The following is an 11,861-nucleotide window of genomic DNA, read 5'->3' on the forward strand; positions in this document are numbered from 1 at the left end:
CCCATCTTAATAGGATTCGACAAAATAATCAATGTCAGGTTTGTGATACTATAACGACTTTACCTTTGCCAACAGTAAAATTGATAGTTATGCATACCTTGACGGAAAATCCCATAAAATCGATTTCAAAGATGATACAGAATGCGATTAGCAAGGCAATGACCTATGCGGAGTACCGTACACTTGTCGCTGAACTTGCAGCTATAAATTCAAGTACCGGTAATGAGCAGACGGAGGCTTTGGCAAACTATACCCAATTGAATGATAGACGAATGAGGCGTTGGGATAAGACCCTGAAGATTTCCGAGGCGCTGGAAACTACATTGAAGTCATCCACCAAAAAAACCACTTGGCTGGTTCTGACCGAAAGTTGGTGTGGTGACGCATCGCCAAGTCTGCCGGTGATGAACAAGCTTGCCGAATTACTACCAAACCTTGATCTGAAAATAGTCTTAAGGGACGAAAATCCCGAATTGATGGATTTGTTTTTGACCAATGGGGCCCGGTCCATACCGAAATTGATTGCCCTCGAATCAGGGACCAACAAGGTATTGGGCGAATGGGGCCCACGCTCTACTTTGGCCACAAAGATGGTAGAAAGTTATAAAGCCGAACACGGTAAACTTTCACCTGAGTTCAAACAAGAGCTTCAAGTTTGGTACAATAAAGACAAAGGACAGGATATTTTGGCAGATTTGGTCAAGCTACTTACTCTGGAATAAATAAGTGATAGTGCCTTTTTGTTGTGCCTTGGTTGCTGAATTGAACTGGGCCTTTAAAGCATAGGTAATGGCGTTTTGAATCAAACAATAATCCGTGGTATTGGAACTTTTCTCATTTAAATTGGCATCAATGACACTACCATTGGAATCTACCCTGATATTAACAACGACTTTTCCGCCCCGTAAACAGGTATATATGGGTGGTGGCAGGTCGTAATGCGTCCTATCTACCAAAGAATATGATATGGAGGTCCTTTTATCTTTAAGGGTATTGGTAAATTCTTTTTTATCCGCCTCTTTCTCACCCAATTGCTCTTTTCGCTCTTTTCTTTTTTTTGCAAGTTCTTTTAGGTTGGCCGTATAACCGGCATCGCTACTTAAAAAATCCTTACTACTGCTATTCATCTCACGCTCTTGCATGATTTCTTCTAAGGTCTTAAGGGGTTCAGGATTACCGACACTGGGTTTCGCAGTTTCATTGAGCGCCATATGGCTTTTAATGGGATCGGCATTAGCTGCAAGTTCTTCTAAACGCTTGTCTTCTTCTTTGAGCAACTCTTCTATTTCTTCATCTGCAAGGGCCAGTTCAATCGCGTATTCTTCCTCTTGTTGCCCGCCCAAATGCACATTGTACAATAGCAATAGCATGATGGCCATCGAAAAGACGGTGATCAATAATGACAGTTGCTTTCTATTGAGATTCATAGTGATACTATAACCGCGATTTTACAAAAATATTTTATCCTTTTGGTTCTTGATTGATGGTAGCTTAGCGCCCAAACTTAGATTTCCATCCCCAGCTTTTCTTTGAACGCATCAGGTGTCAGGGCTTTATTTACGTTAAAATCACCGATTTTGGTTCTTTTTAAGGTCGATAAATGCGCCCCAGAGCCTAAGGCCTTACCGAAATCATGGGCTACAGAACGAATATAGGTGCCTTTACTACAGACAATCCTAAAATCAACATGGGGTACATTGATTTTGGTGATCTCAAATTCTTGAATGGTTACCTGTCGTTTATTGATCGCTACCGCTTTTCCTTCACGGGCAAATTCATACAAGCGTTTTCCATCTTTTTTTAATGCCGAAAAAATAGGGGGCCTTTGATCGATTGTGCCTAAAAAATGTTTGGTGGTACTATGTATGAGTTGGTTGTCAACATGTTCAATGGAATAGTGGTGGTCAATTTCCGTTTCTAGATCGTATGAGGGTGTCGTTGCCCCGAGGGTTATGGTACCTGTGTATTCTTTGACCTGCCCCTGTAGCTCAGGAATTTTCTTGGTATACCTGCCGGTACAGATAATTAAAAGTCCTGTTGCCAGGGGGTCGAGGGTTCCGGCATGCCCGATTTTGATTTTTTTAAGATTGAATTTTTTTCGAATGGCCCATTTTAAGGCATTAACGGCTTGAAAAGAACTCCAGCCCAAGGGTTTATCAATCAGTAGGATCTGGCCATTTAAAAAGTCTTCTTGGGTCATTACACCACCGTTAACGGTCGAACAAAATAATGAATCAGTAATATGGCCACCCCAACAATAATGCGGTAATATCCAAAAATCTTAAAACCGTTCTTACTTAAAAAGGTAATAAAGGTCTTGATGGCCAACAGGGCAACCAGGAAACCGACCACATTTCCAATAATCAAAAGCTTTACTTGTTCATCAGAAAGTACCAAACCGGCATTGTAGTAGTCATAGCTTTTTTTCAAGGTAGCACCAAGCATGGTCGGCACCGCCAAAAAGAATGAAAATTCGGCAGCCGCGGTCCGCGATAATTTTTGTGACATGCCCCCAACGATACTCGCCCCACTTCGTGAGACCCCGGGTATCATGGCCAAACATTGAAAAAGGCCGATTTTGAATGCCGTAGCATAAGAAATATCGGTTTCTTCGGCATTACCGAACCAATCGTCTACTTTTAAGAGCACGAACCCACCAAGTAACAATGAAATCGCAACGGTAATGGGGTTTTCTAGTAGGCTATCGATAACATCGCTAAAAAGAAGCCCTAGAATTACAGCCGGAATAAAGGCAACGAACAGTTTATAGTAAAAATCAATACTTTGAAAAAAGCGTTTAAAGTAGAGCACCACAACCGATAGAATAGTACCCAATTGAATGACTATGGTAAAAAGCTTGGTGAAATCTTCTTGTGCGATTCCGAAAATAGAAGAGACGATGATCATATGCCCTGTAGAAGAAACCGGTAAATATTCGGTAAGGCCCTCAACAATGGCAAGAATAATAGCTTGAAATGTATCCAAATGTTAGTTCTTTTTCTGGTTAGGATTCAATAAGATGGCATAAATCTGAATGCCCAGACCAATTAAAATCAGGGTAGGTGCCAATCGAATTCTTCTAAAACTGTAGATTTCAGGATTAAAGACATTGGGATCGTCACTGCCGCCACCTGCCATTAAAATGAACCCTAAAGCAATCAATGCCAGTCCGATAAATAGAAAAGTATAGTTTTTCTTCTGAAATATAAACTCCATCTTAGGTTTTTGTTCTGTCTTATTTTTCTTACTCATAACGTAAAATTTACAAACTTGTTTTAATAATAGAGATCGTCCGTTCTCAAGTTAAGGAATCGTTGGGTGGCAAAATACGTGCTGACATAAGAAATCAACATACCCAAAGTAAATACCCCGACAAAGAGAATAAGCAGCACTGTAGTATCTTGAAATAAGTTCAATTCAGGGAAATTGGTATTTACATAATATAAAACCATAGCCAAGGCCAAGAGGGCCACTACGGAACCCAACAAACCCAATTTTAGGTTGGTCGCGATAAATGGTTTTCTGATAAACTTTTTTGTTGCCCCGACCATTTGCATCGTTTTGATGATAAACCGTTTGGAATAAATGGAAAGCCTTATCGAACTATTGATCAACAATACCGCGATAACCGTAAAAACGGCACTGGCGACCAAGATCCATAACCCCAATCGCCTCACGTTATCCGTTAATAATGAAATCAGGGGTTTGTCGTAACTGACCTCATCAACATAGGTTTTGGTAGAAAGCGAAGAGGCTATTTCCTCTATTTGTTCTGGAGATACGAAATCAGCCTTTAAGTTGACATCTACCGAATTTTTGAGTGGATTATACCCTAAAAACTCTTGAAAATTCTCCCCAATATCCTCACTGTACTGTTCCGCGGCATCTTCTTTGGAAACAAAGATCGCGGATTTGGTGTAATCTGCCAAGGTCAAGCTCTTTTGTAGTTGATCTATCTCAACAGGTTTGGCATTATCTTTCAAGAACACCGATATCGTGATTTTTTCTTTAAAATGGTCGCCCAATTTCTTGGTATTGAGCACCAACATGCCCAAAATACCCAACAAAAAAAGAACTAGCGCAATGCTCAAGACCACCGAGAAATACGATGAGATCAATCTTCTTCTTTGATATCGTTCAATATATTGCGCCATAATGCAAAATCGATGTGTAAAAATAGAAAAGTAAATCGGTTTTAAAGGGATTACCCCTATTTTTGCGCATTAGAAAAACCACGTTGTGGTCGATGCAAGTTGGGTCTGGGAATGAGGGAACAACTGCTATCTTGTTTAAGATTAGATAAAAAAAGCAAGCTTCTATGAACTACGATTTTAAGGAAATCGAAAAAAAATGGCAAGGGTACTGGGCAAAGCATGAAACCTTTAAAGCCCATAATGATTCCGATAAGCCAAAATACTACACACTTTCCATGTTTCCTTACCCTTCTGGGGCCGGTTTGCACGTCGGGCATCCGTTGGGGTATATTGCCGGGGATATCTACGCCCGATATAAAAGGCACAAGGGTTTTAATGTATTGCACCCGATGGGCTATGATTCGTTCGGATTACCGGCTGAGCAGTACGCAATCCAGACCGGGCAGCATCCTGCCATTACCACTGAAACCAATATCAATCGTTATCGAGAGCAATTGGATAGGTTGGGTTTTTCATTTGATTGGAGTAGGGAGGTACGTACTTCTGACCCTAAATACTACAAATGGACCCAGTGGATTTTTATCCAGCTCTTTAATTCTTGGTATAATACCGATACCGATAAGGCAGAAGGAATCAATACTTTGACGGCCATTTTTGAAAATGAGGGTAACTTGACGGTGAATGCGGTATGTGATGATGATACGCCTGGGTTTTCTGCGGATGATTGGAAGCAATTCTCTAAAACCGAACAAGAAAAAATCCTTTTAAAATACCGATTGACCTATTTGGCCGATGCTGAGGTAAACTGGTGCCCAGCTATGGGCACGGTCTTGGCCAATGACGAAATCGTGAATGGGGTCTCTGAACGTGGGGGGCATCCGGTTATCCGTAAAAAAATGACCCAATGGATGATGCGGATTACAGCTTACGCACAACGACTATTGGATGGGTTGGATACCATTGATTGGCCACAACCTCTGAAAGACTCACAAACCAATTGGATTGGGCGCTCTGAGGGGGCTTCCGTTATCTTTAAAGTCCTCCCCCCAACCCCCTCCGAGGGAGGGGGAGTTTATTCTCGACTAACTGGGGATTCCTCTATGATTGGGGTTTTGTTGGAGCGCGCCAAAGAAATGCGCAAGAATCCAACGCCGGCTGAAGATAGCCTATGGCAGGCTTTGCGAAACAAAAACTTGGATGTTAAGTTCAGAAGACAACATCCAATACATAAATACATCGTTGACTTTGTTTCTTTAGAAAAGAATCTGATTATTGAGGTAGATGGTGAAATTCACCAGTATCAGCTAAACGAAGATGCCGAACGCCAATTATTATTGGAGCAGAAAAAAGGTTTTAAGGTGATTCGTTTTACCAATAGCGAAGTATTGGAAAACATTGAGGGTGTCATCTCAAAAATTAAAGGGCATCTAGACTCCCCCTCCTTAGGAGGGGGTTGGGGGGAGGACCCTTCACAAAGTGAAATCGAAGTATTTACCACCCGCCCCGATACCATCTTCGGAGTGTCGTTCATGACCTTGGCTCCCGAGCATGAGTTGGTGGCTAAAATTACTACCGCAGAACAAAAAGCTGCTGTTGAAGCGTATATCGAGGCCACGGCAAAACGATCAGAACGTGATCGTATGGCCGATGTCAAGACCATCTCAGGAGCCTTTACCGGAGCCTATGCCGAACATCCTTTCACCAAAGCGCCCATTCCAATCTGGATTGGGGATTATGTGTTGGCCGGTTATGGCACCGGAGCGGTGATGTCGGTACCTTGTGGGGATCAGCGCGACTATGATTTTGCAAAACATTTCGGCATTGATATTCCCAATATTTTTGAAGGGGTCGATATTTCAGAGGAAGCTTTTGCAGACAAGGAAAAAACGATTATCGCCAATTCAGATTTCTTGAATGGGCTATCGTATAAAAAGGCAGTGAAGCGCGCTATTTTCGAGTTGGAACAATTGGGGCAAGGTAAGGGCAAGGTGAACTATCGCCTTCGCGATGCGGTATTTAGCCGCCAACGGTATTGGGGGGAACCTTTTCCCGTCTATTACGATGCGAACGGAATGCCCCAGATGATAGCGGATGAAAATTTACCCATTGAGCTTCCCGAGGTCGAAAAATACCTTCCGACTGAAACGGGGGAACCCCCTTTGGGTAATGCCACGAATTGGGCTTGGGATACCAATACGAACAAAGTGGTCTCCAACGATTTGGTCACCCTGAGCGCCGCCGAAGGGTCAGACAACGGAATCTACCCGCTGGAATTGAACACCATGCCGGGTTGGGCGGGAAGCTCACAGTACTTTAACCGCTATATGGACCCCCATAATGATAAGGCTATTTATTCTGAAGAAGCCATTACTTATTGGGAAGATGTAGACCTGTACATTGGCGGCAGTGAGCATGCCACGGGACACTTATTATACAGCCGTTTTTGGCAAAAATTCTTGTTTGATAGAGGTATTGCCCCAAAAGGGGAGTTTGCCAAAAAATTGATTAATCAGGGGATGATTACGGGGACTAGTGCTTTTGTCTATAGAATAAATTTAATGTTCCTAGAAGCGATTAATAGTCCCGAAGATAATTTTATAGGAACAAGTACAGATAATGATGGTTTTGTCAATTGTTTTCTTTCCAAAAAGATTAAAGCCAAGTATGAATCTGATGAAGATTTGAATTTATTAGGAGAAAGGCTAAAATCGTATATACTTGATGAGTTAAATAGACGAGAAAATCAAAATGAAGTAGAAAGATGCGATTATAGAATTGAATTTTTGCCAATACATGCTCACGTATCCTTAGTAAATGCCTCAGATGAATTGGATATCGAAGCTTTTAAAAAATGGCAACCAGAGTATCAAGATGCTGAGTTTATTTTGGAGGATGGGAAATATATCGTTGGTCGCGAAGTTGAAAAAATGTCCAAATCCAAATACAATGTGGTGAATCCAGATGCGATTTGTGATGAATATGGGGCTGATAGTCTGCGACTTTATGAAATGTTCTTGGGCCCGTTAGAGCAGTCTAAACCTTGGAACACCGCAGGTATCACGGGAGTACATTCGTTTTTGAAAAAACTATGGCGTTTGTACCATTCCGGTTCGAACGGAACATTTCATGTAACGGACTCCCCTCCTTTGGAGGGGCCGGGGGAGGCTTTCAAGACCTTACATAAGACCATCAAAAAAGTAGAGGAAGATATTGAGAACTTCAGTTTTAATACTTCGGTATCTACTTTTATGATTTGTGTCAATGAACTGAAGGCCCAAAAATGTACCAGCAAGGCCATTCTAGAACCTTTGGCCATTTTGGTTTCACCGTACGCACCGCATATTGCCGAAGAACTTTGGGAAAAGATGGGGCATCAAACCTCTATTGCCGAAGCCCCTTTTCCTAAATTTGAAGCAAAGTACCTCGTGGAAAGCAGTAAAGAATACCCTATTTCCTTTAATGGTAAAATGCGATTTACCCTAGAACTATCGTTAGACTTAAATAAAGATGAACTAGAGGCTGCCGTAATGGCCCATGAAAAAACACAGGCGCAATTAGCTGGCCGTACGCCCAAAAAGATAATTGTCGTACCTGGGAAAATCGTAAATATCGTAGGGTAGTGATAAACCGCCCTATCTACTATTTTAATTTGGGTTCGATGTAATGGTAAGTCTAAAAGGAAACAAATGTCAGCAAAAATAGACAGTTGTCACCCTGAACGCACGCCTACCTATAAGGCGGGCTCAACCGATATTGGTTTATAAATCGCTTTAAGCCAAATTAATGATGGGTTTCTTAGGTAGAACTTATCTTATTTAACCGAATTTGCTGAACTATCTTCGGCAAACCTTAACCTTATAACTATGGAGAAAATCGAGATTTTGGGTTTGATTGCCGCGGCATTGACCACTTCTGCTTTTGTTCCTCAAGTCTATAAAGCTTGGCGGCATAAATCCACCAAAGATATTTCCTTAACAATGTACCTTGTTTTTCTAATCGGTATCGTGTTGTGGTTAATATATGGCATCGCCATCAACAGTTTGAGCGTTGCGGTTGCCAATGGGGTGACGATTGTGCTTGCCTTGGCGATAGTCATTGCAAAAATTAAATTTAAATAGCATCTCTCATTGAGGGGTATAAATAATTTTTTTATAAAATTTAATTCAACACCCCTATTTTTTAGGGGGTATATTAATATAAAATGATATTATTTTTAATTTTACCCCTAAAATTATATGCACTATCCCATAAGATTCCTATTTTTGTCACATATGTAAATTATAATTCAATACCACAAAGATGATTGTAGGGGTACCTAAAGAAATTAAGAACAACGAAAGTCGGGTCGGTATGACACCTGCCGGAGTTTTCGAATTGGTGAAAAACGACCATACCGTATACGTACAATCAGGTGCTGGTGAAGGTAGCGGCTTTTTCAATAGCGATTACCAACAAGTTGGGGCCACTATTTTAGATACCATTGGTCAGGTCTATGCGTTAAGCGAAATGATCGTTAAGGTCAAAGAACCTATAGCGGAAGAGTATGAATTAATACAAGAGGGTCAAATTGTGTTTACCTATTTTCATTTTGCCTCGAGTGAAGCTTTGACGAGGGCCATGATGAAACAAAAAGGAATTTGTATCGCTTATGAAACGGTAGAAGACGAAGACGGCACATTGCCTTTATTGACCCCGATGTCTGAGGTTGCGGGGCGTATGGCCATACAACAAGGTGCCAAATATCTCGAAAAACCCAAAAAAGGAAAAGGGGTACTGCTAGGCGGTGTACCGGGTGTCGCGCCAGGTAAGGTATTGGTTTTAGGGGCTGGTACCGTTGGTATTCAAGCCGCAAAAATGGCAGCAGGTTTAGGGGCCCATGTTACTATTTTAGATATTAATATGAAACGTTTGCGCCATGTGAACGATATAATGCCCCCTCATGTAGTAACCGAATTTTCGAACGAATTCAATATTAGAAAACATATTAAAACGCACGATTTGATTATCGGTGGCGTATTATTGAAAGGCGCAAAGGCCCCGAACCTTATTACGCGCGATATGTTGAAAGAGATGCATCCCGGGGTGGTTATTGTAGATGTCGCCGTAGATCAAGGAGGTTGTGTTGAGACCACCAAGGCCACTACCCACGAAGATCCTATCTATATTATCGATGATGTAGTGCATTATTGTGTAGCGAATATGCCTGGTGCAGTACCCTATACGTCAACGGTCGCCTTGACCAATGTCACCTTGCCCTATGTATTGAAATTGGCCAATAACGGTTGGCAAAGTGCTTGCAGAATGGACAAATCATTAGAAAAAGGCCTGAACATCATTGAAGGTAACATCGTTTATAAAGAAATTGCAGAGAGTTTTGACTTAACCCCATCGGTCATGGTGTAACGTACATTTTGTCAGTTCATAAAACCTTGTCAGTCCTGAAACGCCTAATTCAGGTATTTGGCGGGGTTTTTGCTTTTTAAAAAGAAAGTTTGAGCGCTATTGCGTAGGCCTTAAGGTTTGCAAGCACTTTCTTTTTTATCTTTAATAAACTAAAAGTATAAAACTATGATGGGATATTATATATTGATCGGGGCGATAGCATTGGTCAGTTGGTTGGTGAGCAGTCGTTTGAAGAGCAAGTTCAAGCACTATTCGAAAGTACATTTGCAAAATGGAATGAGCGGTGCTGAAATCGCACAGAAAATGTTGGACGATCACGGTATTAGGGATGTGAAGGTCATTTCAACCCCCGGAATGTTGACAGATCATTACAATCCTAAAAATAAGACGGTTAATTTAAGTGAAGGGGTCTATAACCAACGAAATGCCGCTGCCGCAGCTGTTGCCGCACACGAGGTAGGGCATGCCGTGCAACATGCACAAGCCTACGAATGGTTGACGATGCGCTCAAGATTGGTGCCTATCGTTAGTGTCACTTCGGGCATGTCTACATGGGTAGTATTTGGTGGTTTGGCCCTAGGTGCCGCGGCGGGAGTCGGTTTTGGCTATTGGGTGGCCGTTGCTGGTTTGGTCATGATGGCTTTTGCCACGCTGTTCAGTTTTATTACACTTCCTGTAGAGTATGACGCCAGTAATCGTGCCTTGGCTTGGCTAAAACAAAAAAATGTGGTTACCCAGCAAGAATATAAAGGTTCTGAAGATGCTTTAAAGTGGGCAGCAAGAACCTATCTGGTAGCTGCGATTGGCTCTTTGGCAACTTTGGTCTATTGGGGGCTTCAGGTTTTCGGGGGAAGGGATTAACTTCCGTCATCCTTAATAAACAAAAGATATCATATGACCCATTTGAATTTATTCAAATGGGTTTTTTATTTTTAAAATAAAATACGGCGCTGTTGGAACAATACAAAAGCATATTAGGGAATATTGGAAAATACGTAACCCTTAACCAAGACGAGACGAAAAAGTTGCTTGCCATTATCAGGACGACCAAAATCAAAAAGCGCCAATTTATAGACCAACCGAATTACGTCTGCCAATATCGAAACTATGTGGTGAAAGGTTCATTTCGTTCTTACTTCATCGATGGGGACGGAAAAGAACATACGGTACAGATCGCAATTGAAGATTGGTTCGTTAGCGATTTTTACAGCTATATCACACAAACCCCTGCTACACTTTTCGTTGAGGCTTTGGAAGATTCCGTCATATTGCAGATGACCTATAGCGATATTGAAGGACTTTGCCGGGAAATTCACGGGTTGAGTGAATATTTCAGGATAACTACGGAAAGGGCATTTGCCTTTTCAAGAAAAAGGGCACTTTCCAATCTAAGTATGAGTGCAGAAGAACGGTATTTAGAACTGTTGCAGCGGTACCCTGATATTGTCAAACGCGTACCGCAAAAGGTAATCGCATCCTATCTAGGTTTTACACCTGAGTTTTTGTCCAAAATCAGAAAGAACCTTACTTCAAATACTTAATCTAGTTCAAGGGTATTTCCTAAACCAGTTCATTTTTAGTGCTAGCATATCGCCACACCTTTGTAGGGTCAATAGTGACTTTATCCAAAACAAAGTAAAATGAACACAGAAACAAACTCGTACCGAGATAACCTGAAAGAACTGCGTACCAATTTGGGTACAATGCTTCCTAAAGAAGCGCTTGACGTTTTCGACAAAGACGCCGAAGATCTGCAACTAAGGCATGAATCGATTCTACCATTGCAAGTTGGCGACAAGGCACCGGATTTTTCGCTTTCAAATGCAACCGGCAAAACCGTTAGGCTCTACGACCTATTGAAAATGAGCAGCGTAGTATTAACTTTTTACAGAGGTTCTTGGTGTCCGTATTGCAACCTTCAACTGGCGCTTTATCAAAAGTCACTGGATGAAATCCATGCTTTGGATGCAACATTGGTTGCAATCTCGCCACAAACCCCTGATGAATCTTTGACCATAGCAGAAAAGAATAAACTCAATTTCGAGGTATTGAGCGATAAAGGAAATACCGTCGCTAGAATGTATACGACCGTATTTAAAAATGCGGATGCCCCGGTCAATACGATGACGGCACTTGGGTTTGATTTTGATGCACATTATTCAGGCGATTCTAGGGAACTACCAATACCCGCCGTATTCGTAATCGAAAAAAACGGCACGGTTTCTTTTGCAAAGGCAGAAGGTGGTGATTATAGGAATCGTGTGGAGGTTTCAGAAATTATTAATGCTTTAAAGTAAGAATCCG

Annotated in this window: 12 protein-coding genes; 7 read left to right on the forward strand and 5 right to left on the reverse strand. The window is 41.6% G+C overall.

The window, feature by feature from the left end:
- Window positions 1-89: 89 nt before the first annotated feature.
- Window positions 90-722 (forward strand): thioredoxin family protein, encoded by a 633-nt coding sequence (locus tag AACM45_RS11335; protein WP_339142757.1) that lies wholly within the window; start codon window positions 90-92, stop codon window positions 720-722.
- Here the strand turns inward: AACM45_RS11335 and AACM45_RS11340 are convergent.
- The 5 genes from AACM45_RS11340 to AACM45_RS11360 form a co-directional block, all read right to left on the reverse strand.
- Window positions 705-1,427 (reverse strand): energy transducer TonB family protein, encoded by a 723-nt coding sequence (locus tag AACM45_RS11340; protein WP_339142759.1) that lies wholly within the window; start codon window positions 1,425-1,427, stop codon window positions 705-707. The two genes, AACM45_RS11335 and AACM45_RS11340, sit on opposite strands and share 18 nt — an antisense overlap.
- 77 nt (window positions 1,428-1,504) lie before the next feature.
- Complete coding sequence (truB, locus tag AACM45_RS11345; protein ID WP_339142761.1) at window positions 1,505-2,200, reverse strand: tRNA pseudouridine(55) synthase TruB; 696 nt, start codon at window positions 2,198-2,200, stop codon at window positions 1,505-1,507.
- The gene (locus AACM45_RS11350; protein ID WP_339142763.1) at window positions 2,200-2,985 is read right to left on the reverse strand and encodes an undecaprenyl-diphosphate phosphatase; all 786 of its coding nucleotides are present in this window, start codon (window positions 2,983-2,985) and stop codon (window positions 2,200-2,202) included. Before AACM45_RS11350 ends, truB begins: the two co-directional genes overlap by 1 nt.
- 3 nt (window positions 2,986-2,988) lie before the next feature.
- Window positions 2,989-3,252 (reverse strand): DUF3098 domain-containing protein, encoded by a 264-nt coding sequence (locus AACM45_RS11355; protein WP_339142765.1) that lies wholly within the window; start codon window positions 3,250-3,252, stop codon window positions 2,989-2,991.
- 23 nt (window positions 3,253-3,275) lie between these two features.
- Window positions 3,276-4,154, reverse strand: a complete 879-nt coding sequence (locus tag AACM45_RS11360) for a cell division protein FtsX (RefSeq protein WP_339142767.1) — start codon at window positions 4,152-4,154, stop codon at window positions 3,276-3,278.
- A 164-nt stretch (window positions 4,155-4,318) separates the two neighbouring features.
- Between AACM45_RS11360 and AACM45_RS11365 the strand changes: the two genes are divergently transcribed.
- The 6 genes from AACM45_RS11365 (at window position 4,319) to AACM45_RS11390 (ending at window position 11,854) form a co-directional block, all read left to right on the forward strand.
- Entirely contained in the window at window positions 4,319-7,774 is a 3,456-nt protein-coding gene (locus AACM45_RS11365; RefSeq protein ID WP_339142769.1) for a leucine--tRNA ligase, read from the forward strand.
- A 243-nt stretch (window positions 7,775-8,017) separates the two neighbouring features.
- Window positions 8,018-8,272, forward strand: coding sequence for a SemiSWEET family sugar transporter (locus AACM45_RS11370; protein ID WP_339142771.1), 255 nt, complete (start codon window positions 8,018-8,020; stop codon window positions 8,270-8,272).
- Window positions 8,273-8,453: 181 nt separating this feature from the next.
- Window positions 8,454-9,557: an alanine dehydrogenase gene (gene ald / locus AACM45_RS11375; protein WP_339142773.1), complete on the forward strand. Its 1,104-nt coding sequence runs from the start codon at window positions 8,454-8,456 to the stop codon at window positions 9,555-9,557.
- A gap of 165 nt (window positions 9,558-9,722) precedes the next feature.
- Window positions 9,723-10,418: a zinc metallopeptidase gene (locus AACM45_RS11380; RefSeq protein WP_339142774.1), complete on the forward strand. Its 696-nt coding sequence runs from the start codon at window positions 9,723-9,725 to the stop codon at window positions 10,416-10,418.
- 92 nt (window positions 10,419-10,510) lie between these two features.
- On the forward strand, window positions 10,511-11,098 hold the full coding sequence (locus AACM45_RS11385) for a Crp/Fnr family transcriptional regulator (protein ID WP_339142775.1): 588 nt from the start codon (window positions 10,511-10,513) through the stop codon (window positions 11,096-11,098).
- A 99-nt stretch (window positions 11,099-11,197) separates the two neighbouring features.
- The gene (locus AACM45_RS11390) at window positions 11,198-11,854 is read left to right on the forward strand and encodes a peroxiredoxin-like family protein (protein WP_339142776.1); all 657 of its coding nucleotides are present in this window, start codon (window positions 11,198-11,200) and stop codon (window positions 11,852-11,854) included.
- Window positions 11,855-11,861: the final 7 nt, after the last annotated feature.

The organism is Croceitalea sp. MTPC5, from assembly GCF_036985505.1.
GTDB lineage: Bacteria > Bacteroidota > Bacteroidia > Flavobacteriales > Flavobacteriaceae > Croceitalea.

What these genes read in the sequence shown, in the direction of transcription:
- AACM45_RS11335 (WP_339142757.1), top strand. Translation starts at nt 90, where the DNA reads ATGCATACCTTGACGGAAAATCCCATAAAATCGATTTCAAAGATGATA.
- AACM45_RS11340 (WP_339142759.1), bottom strand. Translation starts at nt 1,427, where the DNA reads ATGAATCTCAATAGAAAGCAACTGTCATTATTGATCACCGTCTTTTCG.
- truB (WP_339142761.1), bottom strand. Translation starts at nt 2,200, where the DNA reads ATGACCCAAGAAGACTTTTTAAATGGCCAGATCCTACTGATTGATAAA.
- AACM45_RS11355 (WP_339142765.1), bottom strand. Translation starts at nt 3,252, where the DNA reads ATGAGTAAGAAAAATAAGACAGAACAAAAACCTAAGATGGAGTTTATA.
- AACM45_RS11360 (WP_339142767.1), bottom strand. Translation starts at nt 4,154, where the DNA reads ATGGCGCAATATATTGAACGATATCAAAGAAGAAGATTGATCTCATCG.
- AACM45_RS11365 (WP_339142769.1), top strand. Translation starts at nt 4,319, where the DNA reads ATGAACTACGATTTTAAGGAAATCGAAAAAAAATGGCAAGGGTACTGG.
- AACM45_RS11370 (WP_339142771.1), top strand. Translation starts at nt 8,018, where the DNA reads ATGGAGAAAATCGAGATTTTGGGTTTGATTGCCGCGGCATTGACCACT.
- ald (WP_339142773.1), top strand. Translation starts at nt 8,454, where the DNA reads ATGATTGTAGGGGTACCTAAAGAAATTAAGAACAACGAAAGTCGGGTC.
- AACM45_RS11380 (WP_339142774.1), top strand. Translation starts at nt 9,723, where the DNA reads ATGATGGGATATTATATATTGATCGGGGCGATAGCATTGGTCAGTTGG.
- AACM45_RS11390 (WP_339142776.1), top strand. Translation starts at nt 11,198, where the DNA reads ATGAACACAGAAACAAACTCGTACCGAGATAACCTGAAAGAACTGCGT.